Below are 15,427 nucleotides of genomic sequence, written 5' to 3'. Positions count from 1 at the left end.
TCTGTGCCAATAAATCGTTTACAAAATGACAGTTCTGTTACCAGTTCATGAAATGTTCACTGTTTCTTGTAAAGACCGAATGCAGCATTCAACTGACCACGAATCAAGTCAGAACGTTGTTGTTCCGTTACCTTGCGTTCTTTTTCTCGAATTTCGTGCGTGCGCCAGCCATCCTCGATTTTTTCCGCGACTTCGACGAGTCGCTCGACATCCGTAAACGAATATTTTCGTGTCTTTCCATTTGTCCGTTCTGGAAAGATTAACTTCCGTTCCTCATAGTAACGAATCTGACGTTCTGACAAGCCGGTCAATTCACAGACGATTCCGATCGACATCACCTTTTTCTCACGGTAGTTCATCTTCGTCACTCCTTTCCACAAAAATACCATGTTAGATTTTCTGACACAACACGTTTCTTCGAAAGTATTTCCGTCTAAAGTAAACACATACTTTAAATGGATAAAGGAGGAACGACAATGAAACTGGAACAACTCGCTATCTCAGTCGATACGTTTTATGTCTTATTCGCAGCACTACTAGTCTTTACGATGCAAATCGGATTCTTACTTCTAGAAACAGGGATGTTACGAGCGAAGAACGCGGGTCACGTCGCAGTCAAACAAATCATCAGCTTCTCAGTTGCCGCTCTCGCCTTTTGGGCAATCGGATTCGGATTGACGTTCGGTGATGGCAATTCCATCATCGGAACGGAAGGATTTTTATTACAAGGAGGATTCAGCAGTCTTGATTGGTCAAACATCACGATTGATGTGAAGTTCCTCTTCCAACTCTCATTCGTCGCTGTCTCCCTCGCGATCGCTTGGGGCGGATTCGCAGAACGTGCTAAATTATCCGTCTACCTGTTGTTCGGAACGTTTTTCGTTGCTATCATTTATCCGATCATCGCACGTTCCGTTTGGGCAGGTGGATTCCTTGGTTCGCTCGGGATGCAAGACTTTGCTGGGTCAACGGTCGTCCACTTACAAGGTGGGATCGCTGCACTTGTTGCTGCTTTACTGCTTAAGAAACGAATCGGTGCTGAAAAAACACCGTTACTCGGACACAACGTCATCTATTCTGTCGTCGGTGCCTTCATCCTCTGGTTATGTTGGTTCGGCTTCAACGCTGGTTCGACACTAACGATTGCAGATGGATTCTTTAGTTACGTTGCCTTGACGACGTTACTGGCGACTGCAGCAGGTGCCCTCGGTGCTCTTGCCATCTCGTTCTGGCACCGTCGTGTCGCAGATATCCCGTCGATCATCAACGGTGTATTAGCTGCACTCGTTGCCATCACAGCAGCCTGTGCCTTCGTTGAACCGTGGGCAGCTGTCGTCATCGGCTTCCTCGCTGGTGTGATCACGTATGGGACGAGTATTCTTCTCGCTAGCCGTGTAGATGATCCACTATGTGCCTTCTCCGTTCATGGCGTCGCTGGTATCTGGGGTACACTCGCAACTGGATTCTTCGCTTCACCACGACTCGTTGAAATCACAGGAATCGGACAAGCTGGTCTCTTCTATGGTGGCGGTTTTACGCAACTCGGTGTTCAAGCACTTGGTGTCGTCTTTGCCGTCGTCATCGTCAGCGTCTTAAGTTACGCATTCTTAAAAGTTCTCGACCTTACGATTGGTCTTCGGATCACACGCGAAGATGAACTACGTGGACTTGACGTCGCAGAACATGGTCAAGCTTCTTACGATCTCCCTGCTCCTGTCAGCAAAGAATTACGTATGGTCGAAGAAGAAGACCTCTCAAACGAACGTGTCAATTAATGATTGATAACGAACAAGAGCCTACGCGATGGATTCATCGCGTAGGCTCTTTCTTGTTTATTATTTTCGAGCGTAGTATTCACCAATTACAAGCGCCAAGGCTGCACCACCAACGACATAGAGGGATCCACTTAAAAAGAATCCGAGTAGCGTCAAGACGATACATTGACTGATTGCTGCGAAACGAATGATTTTCCGTTTCGCCTGTACAGCATTTCCAAACGGTAATAGACGAGTCAATAGATGTTGGTCTACTGCCTTCGTGAACGGTGCTAACTGAAAGCTTGTCAGTCCTGCAAACGCAGGGATTGCAAGCGCAACGAACAACTCGTTGCCATTTGCTAACCACATGAACACAGCCCCGATTAATGTCAAACGAACAATCAATCCGATCCCGTCTCCACTCCGGATGAACTGTTTGACATACAAGTAATCGAATGTCGTTTGCGCTCGATGTGGAATCCGCTCGACCATGCTACTTAAGAGACGACGCCGTTTATACGTTGCTGTCAGATGGGGAACATCGACGAACCAATTCGCTAATCGATAAAATCGATCGCGCGATTCCTGCTCAAGTGCAATCCATTCGCGTAGAGGAAGATGGTCCTGACGCTTCAAATGGAGTACGACCATTAAGAGAAGTGCGACGACGATCGTCATCCACGCCATATCGATGATGACGAGTAGCGCCGCTCCAAACGCATACAGTAACACCGTCCGATGTGCGATACCTTCAAGCTTTGATAAATTCGCAGCCGCTCCGAACAAAGCAAGCGCTGCTCCAAGTAAAACAAGTTCAAGTGGTGTCGTCTGTTCCGTTCGGACATAAAGGACAACGACTGCTAAAAACGGAATTATGGCACGAATGATCCCAAAGACCGCATTGTACGCTCGTACTTGTTGCATGAAACTTGATAACTTCGCTAATACCGGTAATAGAAACACTTGATCCGCTTCGACGAGAAACGTCCGACTTGTCCGGTAGAGCGGTAAAATCAGAAATAAGGCTGCCATGAGATATCGACCAGGAAACGATGGATCGAGTTGATCGAGGAAACGACCGTAGACGACTAAACCGTACAAAATAACGAAGTAAACGGTGAATAACAGTCCGCCATTCGCCATGTACCTTGTATATTTCACGGTCTCCGTCATCGCCGCCTGATATCGTTCCTTCCATAAGGACTGGCTGTTCATCGTTCCGCCTCCTCGATCGCGGCAACGTAGAGATCATCCAGGGTTCCATCTTGCAGTCCATATCGGGCTCGTAAAGCAGCTGTCGTTCCTTCCGCTGCAATATGCCCCTCATGTAAGAGCACGAATCGATTACAGTGACGCTCGGCTGTCTCAAGGATATGCGTCGACATTAAAATCCCTTTACCGTCCTGCTTGAGTTCACTAAAAATCTGAAGTAATTCACGAATCGCGAGCGGATCTAATCCAACGAATGGTTCATCGACGATTAACAGCTCACTGCCTGTGACGAGTGCACATAAAATCATTGCTTTTTGCTTCATCCCTTTTGAGAAGACACTTGGAAACCATTCTAGTTGCTTCGTCATTCGGAGTCGTTCAGCGTAATGTTGCGCGCGTTCTGTCGCAATCGTCTCTTCGACGTCATATCCTTGCGCCATCAGACGAAGATGCTCACGTAACGTCAGTTGTTCATATAACATCGGCTGTTCCGGAATATACGCGACTTGACGACGATACTCGGTTTCATTCGTCGCTAAATCCAATCCATTGATTCGAACGGATCCCGTCTTGACTGGTAAAAGACCTAGTATGTGCTTGATTGTCGTCGATTTTCCGGCACCGTTCAAACCAATTAAACCAACAAGTTCCCCCTGATCGACTTCGATATTGATGTCATGCAGAACCGTTTTTGACCCGTATCCTCCTGACAAACCTTTAATGTCTAATAACATATTTGCCACTCCCTTTAGACTCATCGTAAAGTAGACTCGCTTCGTTTTTCTAGCGTAACGAGTAGTTTTTTAAAATATAATGTTTTAATACTTGTTTTTTCGGTAATTACTCTAAGTGTAATCGTTACATCAATATATGAAAACGATTTACATGCAAATCGAAAGTGAAATCGATGAATCGTTCATTTATTCTCTATCAAGTGGTCTAATCTTCTAGTCCTTTTTTAATGAACGAACGATTTCAGATTTTTTCACTTTCACACGTGTTTATAACTGCCTGAAAACAGGTAAAACTAATATGTAGAGGAGTTGTTTAAAAATGGGATTCTTATGGGCATTAATCGTTGGCGGTCTCATCGGTTGGATTGCAAGTTTAATCATTGGGAAGGATGTACCGGGTGGCATCATCGGTAACATCATCGCTGGTTTCATCGGTTCGATGATTGGTCAAGCTATCTTTGGTTCAATGGGACCAAAAGTTGGTGGATTTGCAGTCATTCCGGCTATTCTCGGAGCAGTCATCTTGATCTTCATCGTCTCACTTATTCTCCGGGCAGTACGCAAGTAATCATATATTTCAAATTGAAAAGGAGTGTTTTAAATGGGATTCTTATGGGCATTAATCGTTGGTGGTATTATTGGTTGGTTAGCAAGTCTAATTTTAGGTAAAGACGTACCAGGCGGCATCATCGGTAATATCATCGCTGGTTTCGTTGGGGCATTAATTGGTCAAGCATTATTTGGAGATTGGGGTCCAATGGTTGCCGGATTCGCAATCGTTCCTGCTTTACTCGGAGCTATCATCCTTATTCTTATCGTATCGTTCATTCTCCGTGCGGTGAATAAACGATAAACAAGAATCCTCGGACATCCTGTCCGAGGATTTTTTTTAGTCTTTTAATTGTAACCACATGCCGTCCTCTCGCTCGACGACCCGCTTTTCCGTCCGTAAATTTAACCATTCGAACACACCTTCAAGAAAACTAGACGGATATTCCCAAATCGTACCGACTTGTTCTTGCTTCTTTCCTTCTGGTTTTCCAGCGATGGCTTCAAGTTCATCCGGAGTCTTATTCAATCGAATTAACAACTCTTCCACCTGCCCCGACTGATAGGTCACTTCATATCCATCGTATCGCGCTCGATTGGCAACCGTTGAATCAGGCGTTCCGAATGTATTCTCAAACGAATCACGCGAACGTCCAAGATAACCAGTCATCGTATCGATACTTTTTCCAGTCCGGGCTTTTACTTCCGTCTCAAGTAACGTTTTGATATCGACCGCATATTCGTTCGAAACGGTCGTATTGAACCGATCAGCCAATTTAAAGTCGGCTGTCGCGTTCGGTTCATCTCCGAGTTGTATAGTCTTTGATTCCTCGATGGTCTGTCCTGATTGTTCCGCGCTTACCTGAACATCATACTCTCCAGGAGAACGCTTGATTTCAAGGGATTTCTGATCAATCGTTCCGACTTCTTCTCCATCTAACGAAACCTTTGTTCCCGGTAGATCACTCGAAACGGTTAACCGCTGAGGATTCACATCAAGAGAGTACCGATCATACCAAAGCCATCCATCTTCTTCTTGTAACGAAAACAGATGTGTCTTCACTTGCTTACCTGCGTCTTGATCCTGTTTGACTTGTGCAATGACCCGGTCCGTCCGCTCTGCATCAGCCGTCAACCAACTAACGAGTCGCGTCGCTTCACTCATCGATAGTGACTTACCGCTCATCGTGACTAGCTTTTGGAACCCACGCTGATCCTTTTCCTTTAATAAGACAGCAAGACGCTCGTCTGTTTTCTCCATTTTCGCCGCTTCTTGTATGTTACGCCCAAACCAAAAGGCAACTAATAAGAAAAGACCAACGACGATAACGCTACCGACGAGCAGACGCTGTTTTCGTTTTTTTTGAGCCGTTGAGGCTACTCGTGATGCCATGCAGTTCGCTCCTTCCCTTCAGTAGCTGTATGTTTCTAAGTGTATCGGGTTCAATTTGACTGTCAATCGTGCGGAAGTCGGAAACTTTCCGTATACTAATATTATCTTACCCAAAGGAGTGAACGTTCCATGCAAAAAGAGTCATGTATTTTCTGTAAAATTGCTCGCAAAGAAGTCCCTGGTCATATCGTATTTGAGAACGAACAAGTTCTCGCTTTCCTAGACTTGTCACAAGTGACAAAAGGACATACGCTCGTCATCCCAAAACAACATGCCGATAATTTGTATGATCTCTCTCCTGAACAAGCACAAGACGTATTTGCGACGATCCCGCAAATCAGTCGTGCACTTCAACAAGAGACAGAGGCAGCTGGCATGAATCTCTTGTCGAATACAGGAAAAGTAGCGGGTCAATCGGTCTCCCACTTCCACCTGCATCTCATTCCGCGTCACGATAAACAAGATGGTTTCGGCGCGAAATGGGAAGTTCATAATGACGATTACACGGCAGAGGAATTGGCTGAACTCGCTAACTCGATCGCTTCACGCATCTAAGTCTGTTCTTTTTCTTCTATTCTTAGAAAAATATTGCCGAAATAGGTTTCTTTCATTCGATTTTCGGTAAAATAATATGAAACAAATATTTTAATATTAAAAAGGAGGTTCAATATGTCGAAGCGTCCCGCCCGTAACTGGGTCGCTTTTGGTGCTACGCTAACACTTGTGACTTTTTACGGTCTGAAGGCGCTTCGCCAAGGTACGAAAAGCGACTCTTCGAACGGTCATCAACGTCGAAATTCTTATTCTACAATCGTAACGAATGTGCAGGATTTGACCCAGGAGGGCAAGAACTTAGTAGAGACAGCAAAAGCGTCTGGTATGCACTTCAAAGAAGAAGTCATGCAGAGCGTCTCGGAATACCAAACGGAAGTCCAAGCATCGCTCACGAAGATCCAGTCTCTCGCTGATGAAGCGAAACAGGAAGCAGACCAGCTTTCTCCACAAAAGTAAGATCCGTTGCTTCGATTTGTTTTTGTATAGTTTGCATTTTGCGCGTTTGAGCCATTGTCACCTTTCGAAAGGATGAGTCAGATATGGAACACGAAAAGTTATATCCTGGACAAGAGGCTTTATTGTATAGCCACAAGATTGTCCAGTTAAGCAAAGCACTATGGAAAACGGTAGAAAAAGATTGGCAAAATTGGATCAAGCCCTTTGATCTGAACATCAATGAACATCATATCTTGTGGATTTCGCACGCGCTAGGTGGCGCCTCAATTTCAGAAATCGCGAAGTATGGTGTCATGCACGTCTCAACGGCATTTAACTTCTCGAAGAAGTTAGAAGACCGCGGACTGTTGACGTTCTCAAAAAAGGAAACAGATAAACGAAATACCTACGTCCAGTTGACACCAGAGGGCGAATCACTCTTACTTGAGACGATTCAAGCGTTCCGCCCTGAAGAAAACGGTGTCTTCCGTGCATCACTTCCTCTTCAGGAACTGTACGGGAAGTTCCCGGAATTAACGGACATTTCTGCGATCGTACGTCGCTTGTATGGCGACAGTTTCATGGACATATTCGCTGAGACATCGAAGATGATCACAGAAGAAGCAGATCGTCGCCCTCAAGATCCAGTCATGGACTCAATCAAAAAAGCATAACCTTACCAAAAGCGTTTTAGCCTCTAGCTAGAATGCTTTTTCTTAGGTCTTTTTTCCTCATGACAAGGACATTACTACTATGTCTCAAGAGCGTTATTTCCCTCACAATTTCCCATAAAAATTATCCTCAACCAACTACTTGGATGTGATAGCATGGAAAAGAGCAAGTATCTCTTGGCATGACAAGATACAGCTGTCAACCAGACGAGAATATGATATGATAAAACGGTTGAAATAAATGGTAAATTAGGGGTGTATGTATGAAAAAGAAATTGTTAGGCGCAGCAGCAGTCGCAAGTGTATTTACGTTAGCAGCATGTGGATCAAATGACGAAGCCGTCATCAATTACAAAGGTGGCGAAGTCAACAAGGCTGACGTCCAAGAAGAAGCATACGAAAAAGCTGGTGCTCAAATCGCCTTCCAGCAAACGATGAACAAATTGCTCGAGAAGAAATACGGCAAGGAAGTCACGGATAAAGAAGTCGAAGCAGAAGTCAAAAAGACAAAAGACCAGTTCCCGGATAAAGAGCAGTTCAGTACGACATTGAAATCTGCTGGAATCAAGAACGAAAAAGAATTCGAGAAAGTTCTTCGCACACAAATGCTCTTAACGGAAGCAAAATCTGCAAAATCAAAAGTAACAGATAAAGAAATCCAAGAGCGTTTTGACCAAGAAAAAGTCGAAGTTAAAGCAAGCCATATCCTCGTCGCGAAAGAGTCAGAAGCAAAAGACATCAAAAAGCAATTGGATGACGGCGCGGACTTCGCGAAACTTGCAAAAGAGAAATCAACAGATACAGGTAGCGGTACAAAAGGTGGAGACCTCGGATACTTCACAAAAGGTAAGATGGTCCAGGAATTCGAAGATTATGCGTTCAAGGATGGCGTTGAAGGTAAAATCTCCGATCCAATTAAAACACAGTTCGGTTACCACATCATCAAAGTAGTCGATCGTAAAGAAAAGAAAGACTTTACACTTGATAAAGAAAAATCACGCATCAAAAAAGCACTTGCTGAAGAAAAAGCAGCACAAGTCAACCCGAACGATATCTACCGTTCACTCATGAAAGAATACGATGTCAAAATCGAAAACAAAGACTTCAAGGATGCTTTTGATTTAGATAAACAAGAACAACAACAAATGCAACAACAAATGATGCAACAACAACAGCAGTAATCAAAAAAGGAAGCCGCGAAGGCTTCCTTTTTTCATATCTTGAATAGTTAGCGAACCGTCCGAATCGGAGCTCGTTCGTATTGTTTCGGCAAGGCGACCGTATCCCCAAGTTCGGCTGCCGCATGATAGACCCAGTACGGTTGGCGAAGTAGTTCACGTGCGAGCAGGACGATATCTGCTCGACCGTTACGGACGATTTCCTCTGCATGAGCAGCTGTCGTAATCAATCCAACCGCGCCTGTTGCAATACCCGCCTCTCGCTTCAACTCTTCTGCGTAGCTCACTTGATAGCCCGGATACACTTCAGGTACGGCATTAGCGACGACAGCACCTGAACTACAGTCGAGTAGATCAATGTTACGTGCTGCTAGTTCCTTCGCAAGTGGAATATAATCCGTTGCTGTCATTCCCCCCGTTGCATGATCGGCTGCTGAAATCCGGACCCAAATCGAGAGCTTCGAGACTTCCTGAATCCCATCAATGATCTCTAGCAACAAGCGCATCCGATTTTCAATCGATCCACCGTATTGGTCCTCACGAACGTTTGATAACGGAGAGAGGAACGTATTCAATAAATAACCATGAGCTCCATGAATTTCAATGAAATCATATCCTGCTCGTTCTGCTCGTAATGCTGCATCGATGAACTGTTGTTTGATCGTCGCGATTTCCTCAAGCGTTAATGCGCGTGGATCCGTATACGTATCATCAAACGGTAAAGCGCTCGGTGCGACGGGTGGTTCTGCCGTCGTGCTTTTGCGCCCGGCATGGGCCAGTTGAATGCCTGCTTTTGCACCCGCTACTTTGACTTGGTCGGCAATCCGTTGTAAGCCTTCAATATGCGCATCTGACCAAATTCCAAGGTCACCGGCTGAAATGCGACCGTCTGGCGTGACGGCACTCGCCTCTAAGATGACACCACCGACACCACCCATTGCACGTGTTGCATAGTGTGTGACATGCCAATCTGTCACTAGTCCATCTTCTTTTGCACTGTACATGCACATCGGCGCCATGATGACCCGATTTCGGAATGTCAACGCTCCGAGTTGAACCGTATCAAACAACTTCGTCTTCATCTTTCTTCCCCCTTATAGCTTCGGACGATAAAAAGCACGATTATCCAGTGCAAATGATCGTTCCGAGAACTGTCCTGGCTCGACATATTCCAGAAGGCGATCCATCATCGTCATCCGTGCATCAAGGTTATCGATCAAGAACAAAACTTCTGCTTCTCGCATCTGTGGTGCGACGGCAGAACCCCATTCTGGTCGTCCGTGATGACTTAAGACGAGATGTTGCAAGACCGTCAGTACTTCTGCGTCAATTTGTAATTCTGCTCCGACTTTTTCAAGTTCCGCTACCATCATCGTAATATGACCGACGAGTTTACCAGGCAACGTATATTCCGGTGCAACCGGATCGGATAACTCCTTGATTTTCGCATAATCGTGTAGAATGATGCCACTGATTAGCACGTCACGGTTTAACGTCGGATAGAGTTGAGCGATTTGATCCGCTAGACGCAACATCGAAAGGACGTGGTACGACAGCCCCGAGTAAAAGGCATGATGGTTCTTGACCGCTGCCGGGTGCGTGAAGTAGGCGTCAAATCGTGAAGTAATCAAATGTTTGACGAGCTTTTTCATGTCACTGTTTTGAATCGATTCTACGAACGTGAGGACTTCCGTCTCGATCTGCTCTCGCGGAATTGGTGCCGATTGAACATAATCCTCGACATTCGTCTCTTCTAGTACTGTGATTTGTTTAAGCTTCAGCTGTGTCCGTCCTCGATAGTCCATGACTTCTCCAGCAGCATGGACGATCGACTTCGGCGCATATTTTTCAAGATCACTCGTATCCCACATCTTCGTCTCGATTTCGCCTGTCTTGTCCGTCAAGATGAGCGTTAAATACGGTTTCCCGTTTGCCGCAATTCCTTTGACAGCCTGCTTGATCATCGCTCGTTGATCGAGCGTTTCTCCAACTGCTAACTTACCGATTCCTTTCATACTTGAAACACGTCCTTTATCTGTAAAATAGGTGTCTTTTTTATATTCCATTGACTACACTTAAGGCATATACTATTTCATTCTACTATATGGGAGTCATGAACATGGAACTGGAACCTCAATTTAATTGGTCCCGCTATCTCGATTTAGCTGACTATGAACAAACATTTCCGGCGGCTACCGTCGACCAATCCGAAATGGACTGGCTCACGCAGCTACGATCAAAAGACATGAACTTTACCCGCTCGGAAAAAGGGGTTCTTTATGGTGCTGTCGTCACCTGGCAAAATCCTGTCGACAAAAGTGACCGTCGCTCGATTTGTTTTTATGTGACGAAAGAAAAACTGATCACGATCGGATTGTCGGAATCGATCGTGACACTCGTTGCCCCCTACTCGCCCGCGCATCCGTTCGCTGCTTTTTATACGATTCTTGCTTTACAGCTGAACACATATTTTGCCGGTATCGATCAGTTTGAGACGGAACTGTTCTCAAGACAAGATGAACTGCGTGGCAGCATTAATGAAGATTCGCTTGATAGCATCTTCGCGCTACGCGACACGATCGAGAACTGGTCCGATTTGATCGTTCCGTTTCAAGAGCTCGTCATGGCTGGTGAAGAATCATTTCTCGACGAGGACACGTATCTCGAGGATCTCTCGTTGAAGCTAGCTACGAAACGTGTCCGCCGTCTGTTAATGCTCATCGAACATTATCAAAAAGACATTGAGGTCCTGCTCGACTTATCGACGACCGTCTCGAACTTCCGTGGAAACGAAATCATGAAGGCGTTAACGATTTTTACTGCCGTCGCGACACCAACGATGGCCCTCGGTGCAATTTGGGGGATGAACTTTAAAATCATGCCGGAATTAGAATGGAAATACGGTTACGCCCTATCCCTAGGTCTAATCTTTCTCTCAACCGGTGGCATCTTCTACTGGATGCGCTGGCGTGGATGGTTAGGCGCTCTTGTTCGGATGCCAAAGAACAGTCGACCAAAAAAATAGATATCAGAACATAAGTTCGTTATACTAATTGTATCATATCTACTGAAAGGAGACGCTTGTACGATGGAACGAAAAATCATTCATATTGATATGGACGCCTTTTACGCTTCCGTCGAGCAACGCGATCGTCCTCGATTAAAAGGTGTTCCCGTCGTCGTCGGTGGACCGCCTCATGCACGCGGTGTCGTAGCGACCTGTTCCTATGAAGCACGGAAATACGGCATCCATAGCGCGATGCCGTCAAGACGTGCCTTCCAGCTTTGCCCTCGTGCCGTCTTCATTCGTCCTCGCTTTGACGTCTACCGGGCTGTCAGTGCGCAAATCATGGCACTTTTTCGAGAAGTGACACCGCTCGTCGAGCCCCTCTCACTGGATGAGGCGTACCTCGACGTCACCGAAAATTACTTTGATCAAAAAAGTGCGACCTATATTGCGCAATATGTTCTACAACAAATTAAAGAACGGACAGGTCTGACTGCCTCTGCTGGTGTTTCTAACTCTAAACTCGTCGCGAAGGTCGCTTCCGGATACGAGAAACCGAACGGATTGACGGTCGTTCCTCCAGAGGACGTCCTGAGTTTCTTATCTCCATTAAAAATTGGAGACTTACATGGCGTCGGAAAAGTCACGGAACAAGCGTTACGCAAACAAGGGATTGAAACCGTCGCAGATGTTCAAGCAATGCCGGTCGAACAATTACGAGCATTGCTTGGACGCGATCGGGGAACGGAACTACATGCGATGGCGTATGGGATCGACGAGCGTCCGGTTCGTCCGGAACGCGAGCGAAAATCAATCGGTTCTGAGACGACCTTCGAAGAAGATACGGAGGATATCGATACGATATTTGAGACGTTGATTCGAGAATCAAAATCCGTCATTGCGAGTCTTCAAAAAAAAGAACTCGTTTGCCGAACGATCACGATCAAGTGGAAGACTGATACATTCCAGTCACGTTCGAAACGGCATACATTTTCAGAAGAGACGGCGGACGAAGAACGATTACTTGAGGAAACAACGAAACTCTTCAATGGCATCACCTTCGACGGACCAATCCGTTTGATTGGTATGACGGTCAGTCACCTTACTACACCTCCTGCTGCGAGACAACTGACGTGGCAAGACTTAGACTTGCGCTTGTAAAATGAATAGCGATTCATTATACTGAATACAATACCGATTAGACAAGGGAGGAACAAGTATGCAGTATACGATGACAGTCTTTTCAGATCGTGGTGAAACGTTACTCGATGACGTTTTTGAAGCAGAAACAGATGGACAGGCACGAGAAGAAGGGATTCGACGTCTCAATGAGAGTGGATACGCCCATCATGCAGCTCGCGTCACACGTTCAGGTCGTTTGATTCATTTCGAGCGCGCTTACTTGCCACGGATCGTCCCTGCTTCATCTTGAGCCATACAAAAAAGGAAGACGTGCCATTATGGCCGTCTTCCTTTTTGATTACTTATTGGACGTCGTCTTGTTGCTCCATCATTGGCGCGTAGAGTTCTTCTAACGGCTTCATGATGATTTGTGTGACTTCCGTCAACATCGTGTGCATCCGTTGCTCTTCTTGCATCAGCTGACTGATTAATGGGTTGTTTTGTACTTCAAGCATCTTAGTTTGGGCAGACGCCATATCGTCTGGTGTGATTTCTTCACCTTGCATCTGTTTTTGTTGTAATTCAAGTTGGATGTTACGGAACGATGCGAACAATTCGTTTGATTCCGGATCCGCATTCACTTGCGTGTACAAATCTTTTAATGTCGTGTACTCCGAAGTTTCACGTAATGCACGCTCCAGAGTGTACGCGTGATCGTATAAGTTTGTTTCTGCCATGAGTAAAACCTCCAATTTGTTTAGACGAGATAAAGCCCCGCCTGTATCAATCCAATTAAACCACCTAACAACCCTCCAAGCCAAGTGATAGCCCGGAATTCTCGCTTAGAAATCGATAAGACGATTTCCTCGAGATACGCAGTATCCAGCAAACCGACCTCTTCTCGAACGATCGTTTCGAGATCAAGCGTTTGTAGAATTTGTCCGATTTGATTCGTCGTCCGTTCAAATAGATGATCGATGACAACAGGGACATGTTGCTCGAGCAATTGTGACTCGAGTGGATTCAACCAGACGCGTAATGGTGTAGCAAGCATCGATTCAATCGGTAAACGCGCCAAGACTTGTTCTTTGACGGTCTGTCGAATCCGTGACTCCGTCTCTTCCGTCATATAGGATGAGAGTGGACGATCCAGTCCCTTTTGCCATTCCTGACGTAATAAGGCAAGGATGAACTGAGACGTCGACTCTGATTGAAGTACCCGTTTCAGCTCCGGCTGAATCATATCAACGACGTTGACGTTCGCGAGCAACATCCCGAACATCCCACCTCCGAGACGCTGTTGGATGAAGCGAGCAACCGTTTCCTCAAGTTGTAAACGTCCTTCTGGTCCATCAAAATATTCCTCTGCTTGGTGTAATACGGATGTGATGAGTCTTGGCATGACTTCCTCGATTTTTTGTTCTCCGGCTTCCCCGATCAACTCGCGCACAGACTGCTCACGCCATTTGCCCATGAGGAGCGAAAACTCCTGCTCCAAGTGATAACTGATTTTCCCTTGGATCCGTTGTTTTGGTTCGTCGATGAATCGACCGATCCACGCTTCCGTCGTCTCTTCCGAGCGCGTCCATTTCATGACTTCTTGTTCGACGAGCCGAGTGACGGCTCCACGAACAGCTGGTGATGCGAGACGTTTCCCGATTCCTTCTGGCGTCAAGAGATGCTTGACGACCGTCCGTCCGAGATTCGCTGCCAGTTCATCCCGCCGTTTAGGAATCAGACCAGGTGTAAATGGTACGCGAAATTTTCCGATGTATTTCGGTTCAAGTGGTCGAAATAACATCCGAATCGCTAAATGATTCGTGACTGCCCCAATCAGAGCCCCAATGACAATGATTCCGACAAGTTTCAATACGAGTAAAAACGTATCTGACATAAGTTATCATTCCTTCCGATTTTCGACTTATGGTAAAGTCGAGATAGTTATGTACGATTTAGGAGTGATGCCGTGTGTTACGACAACTGATGACTGTATTCAATGACCAGCTTACGACCGATCCGAATGTTTATTGCCAGGAACAGTATAGCGTATATCGCCTTGAAGATGGACTTTGTTTTGGAATCAAGGCGACTGCCATCTCTGACCGTGAACAACAACTGCTTGATGTATTCGCTGAACGCATCATCACGACGTCACGGTCTGATATCGATCTATGGCGAGAGCGTATCCAATCTGCTCATGCCTTGGAAGATCAGTCGTTCCGACTTGTCCATTTTTTGTTCAATCCAACCGATGAACGGACAAGTGAAGAAATTCAACAATTGCTCTCCTCTTTCTTTTCGCAGACGAGCATCCTTATTCCTTTTAGCGCACATCGCTTCACGGTCGTTGAACGCGAAGAGTTTGTCATCGAGTCAGAACTATCCGATTTATTTTTAGCATTACAATCTGATTTTGTACTCGACGGTAAGGTATTGCTTGGTCAACAACGTGCTGCAGGTGATATCGCCGTTCAGTTCCAACTTGAACAAGCAGCGCTTGCTTTCGTTCCTTCGATGCACATCGAACGTTTCTTGCCTGCCATGCTCCGCCTTGCAAGTCTAGATGACCGGCATCGCGCGACACTCGTCGATCAGTTCATCCGTTCCCTCGAGCCAGAGTCTCGTGAGACGATCCTTGCTTTTTGTCGAGCTAATTTGAACGTCTCCCTGACAGCAAAACATCTATTCTTACATCGAAACAGCCTCCAGTATCGACTCGACCGGTTGACGGAGCAGACTGGAATCGATGTTCGCTCATTTGAAGGCGCTACTTTTCTCTATACCTTACTTCTTGTAGCATGATGCCTAATTGAA

General features: G+C 45.8%; 18 protein-coding genes and 1 pseudogene. 11 read left to right on the top strand and 8 right to left on the bottom strand.

The genetic code is table 11. The features are described from left to right. Window positions 1-56: 56 nt before the first annotated feature. Window positions 57-359 carry a MerR family transcriptional regulator gene (locus tag L985_RS03940; protein WP_023467353.1) on the bottom strand — a complete coding sequence of 101 codons (303 nt, stop codon included), beginning with the start codon at window positions 357-359 and terminating at the stop codon, window positions 57-59. Window positions 360-476: 117 nt separating this feature from the next. Between L985_RS03940 and L985_RS03935 the strand changes: the two genes are divergently transcribed. Further along, the gene (locus tag L985_RS03935; protein ID WP_029340940.1) at window positions 477-1,775 is read left to right on the top strand and encodes an ammonium transporter; all 1,299 of its coding nucleotides are present in this window, start codon (window positions 477-479) and stop codon (window positions 1,773-1,775) included. A 60-nt stretch (window positions 1,776-1,835) separates the two neighbouring features. Here L985_RS03935 and L985_RS03930 read toward each other — a convergent pair whose 3' ends face one another. Continuing rightward, complete coding sequence (locus tag L985_RS03930) at window positions 1,836-2,972, bottom strand: ABC transporter permease (RefSeq protein WP_047396237.1); 1,137 nt, start codon at window positions 2,970-2,972, stop codon at window positions 1,836-1,838. Next, window positions 2,969-3,703 carry an ABC transporter ATP-binding protein gene (locus L985_RS03925; protein WP_029340938.1) on the bottom strand — a complete coding sequence of 245 codons (735 nt, stop codon included), beginning with the start codon at window positions 3,701-3,703 and terminating at the stop codon, window positions 2,969-2,971. Before L985_RS03925 ends, L985_RS03930 begins: the two co-directional genes overlap by 4 nt. A 319-nt stretch (window positions 3,704-4,022) precedes the next feature. On the opposite strand from L985_RS03925, the gene L985_RS03920 reads away from it, so the two are divergent. Then, window positions 4,023-4,271 (top strand): GlsB/YeaQ/YmgE family stress response membrane protein, encoded by a 249-nt coding sequence (locus tag L985_RS03920; RefSeq protein ID WP_029340937.1) that lies wholly within the window; start codon window positions 4,023-4,025, stop codon window positions 4,269-4,271. Window positions 4,272-4,304: 33 nt separating this feature from the next. After that, window positions 4,305-4,556 (top strand): GlsB/YeaQ/YmgE family stress response membrane protein, encoded by a 252-nt coding sequence (locus L985_RS03915; RefSeq protein ID WP_029340936.1) that lies wholly within the window; start codon window positions 4,305-4,307, stop codon window positions 4,554-4,556. Between the two features lie 36 nt (window positions 4,557-4,592). Here the strand turns inward: L985_RS03915 and L985_RS03910 are convergent, their stop codons facing one another. Beyond that, the gene (locus tag L985_RS03910) at window positions 4,593-5,645 is read right to left on the bottom strand and encodes a TcaA second domain-containing protein (protein WP_029340935.1); all 1,053 of its coding nucleotides are present in this window, start codon (window positions 5,643-5,645) and stop codon (window positions 4,593-4,595) included. 126 nt (window positions 5,646-5,771) lie between these two features. Here L985_RS03910 and L985_RS03905 point away from each other — a divergent pair. The 4 genes and pseudogenes from L985_RS03905 to L985_RS03890 form a co-directional block, all read left to right on the top strand. After that, window positions 5,772-6,200 (top strand): annotated as a pseudogene (locus L985_RS03905) (HIT family protein); the annotation flags it as partial. A gap of 114 nt (window positions 6,201-6,314) precedes the next feature. Beyond that, window positions 6,315-6,656: a hypothetical protein gene (locus L985_RS03900; RefSeq protein ID WP_023467345.1), complete on the top strand. Its 342-nt coding sequence runs from the start codon at window positions 6,315-6,317 to the stop codon at window positions 6,654-6,656. An 83-nt stretch (window positions 6,657-6,739) separates the two neighbouring features. Beyond that, window positions 6,740-7,309: an HTH-type transcriptional regulator Hpr gene (locus tag L985_RS03895; RefSeq protein WP_023467344.1), complete on the top strand. Its 570-nt coding sequence runs from the start codon at window positions 6,740-6,742 to the stop codon at window positions 7,307-7,309. Window positions 7,310-7,569: 260 nt separating this feature from the next. Then, window positions 7,570-8,487, top strand: a complete 918-nt coding sequence (locus L985_RS03890) for a peptidylprolyl isomerase (RefSeq protein ID WP_029340934.1) — start codon at window positions 7,570-7,572, stop codon at window positions 8,485-8,487. Between the two features lie 47 nt (window positions 8,488-8,534). Here the strand turns inward: L985_RS03890 and namA are convergent, their stop codons facing one another. Further along, window positions 8,535-9,566 (bottom strand): NADPH dehydrogenase NamA, encoded by a 1,032-nt coding sequence (gene namA / locus L985_RS03885; protein WP_047396233.1) that lies wholly within the window; start codon window positions 9,564-9,566, stop codon window positions 8,535-8,537. Window positions 9,567-9,578: 12 nt separating this feature from the next. Continuing rightward, complete coding sequence (locus L985_RS03880) at window positions 9,579-10,499, bottom strand: HD domain-containing protein (protein WP_047396230.1); 921 nt, start codon at window positions 10,497-10,499, stop codon at window positions 9,579-9,581. A gap of 104 nt (window positions 10,500-10,603) precedes the next feature. On the opposite strand from L985_RS03880, the gene L985_RS03875 reads away from it, so the two are divergent. The 3 genes from L985_RS03875 (at window position 10,604) to L985_RS03865 (ending at window position 12,923) form a co-directional block, all read left to right on the top strand. After that, window positions 10,604-11,509 carry a magnesium transporter CorA family protein gene (locus L985_RS03875; RefSeq protein WP_047396227.1) on the top strand — a complete coding sequence of 302 codons (906 nt, stop codon included), beginning with the start codon at window positions 10,604-10,606 and terminating at the stop codon, window positions 11,507-11,509. 63 nt (window positions 11,510-11,572) lie between these two features. Further along, window positions 11,573-12,652, top strand: a complete 1,080-nt coding sequence (gene dinB / locus L985_RS03870; RefSeq protein ID WP_047396224.1) for a DNA polymerase IV — start codon at window positions 11,573-11,575, stop codon at window positions 12,650-12,652. A 58-nt stretch (window positions 12,653-12,710) separates the two neighbouring features. Next, complete coding sequence (locus L985_RS03865) at window positions 12,711-12,923, top strand: YhzD family protein (RefSeq protein WP_029340929.1); 213 nt, start codon at window positions 12,711-12,713, stop codon at window positions 12,921-12,923. A gap of 52 nt (window positions 12,924-12,975) precedes the next feature. Here the strand turns inward: L985_RS03865 and L985_RS03860 are convergent, their stop codons facing one another. Beyond that, on the bottom strand, window positions 12,976-13,350 hold the full coding sequence (locus L985_RS03860) for a YlbF/YmcA family competence regulator (protein ID WP_023467337.1): 375 nt from the start codon (window positions 13,348-13,350) through the stop codon (window positions 12,976-12,978). Window positions 13,351-13,370: 20 nt separating this feature from the next. Next, complete coding sequence (locus tag L985_RS03855; protein ID WP_029340928.1) at window positions 13,371-14,507, bottom strand: DUF445 domain-containing protein; 1,137 nt, start codon at window positions 14,505-14,507, stop codon at window positions 13,371-13,373. Between the two features lie 74 nt (window positions 14,508-14,581). Between L985_RS03855 and L985_RS03850 the strand changes: the two genes are divergently transcribed. Further along, the gene (locus L985_RS03850; protein ID WP_047396220.1) at window positions 14,582-15,415 is read left to right on the top strand and encodes a PucR family transcriptional regulator; all 834 of its coding nucleotides are present in this window, start codon (window positions 14,582-14,584) and stop codon (window positions 15,413-15,415) included. Window positions 15,416-15,427 lie beyond the last annotated feature (12 nt).

Origin of the sequence: Exiguobacterium sp. ZWU0009, from assembly GCF_000798935.2 — a bacterium.
In the GTDB taxonomy this organism is placed as follows: Bacteria; Bacillota; Bacilli; order Exiguobacteriales; family Exiguobacteriaceae; genus Exiguobacterium_A; species Exiguobacterium_A acetylicum.
Note: the sequence above shows the minus strand (reverse complement) of the source record. Positions and strands in the feature narration are given on the sequence as shown.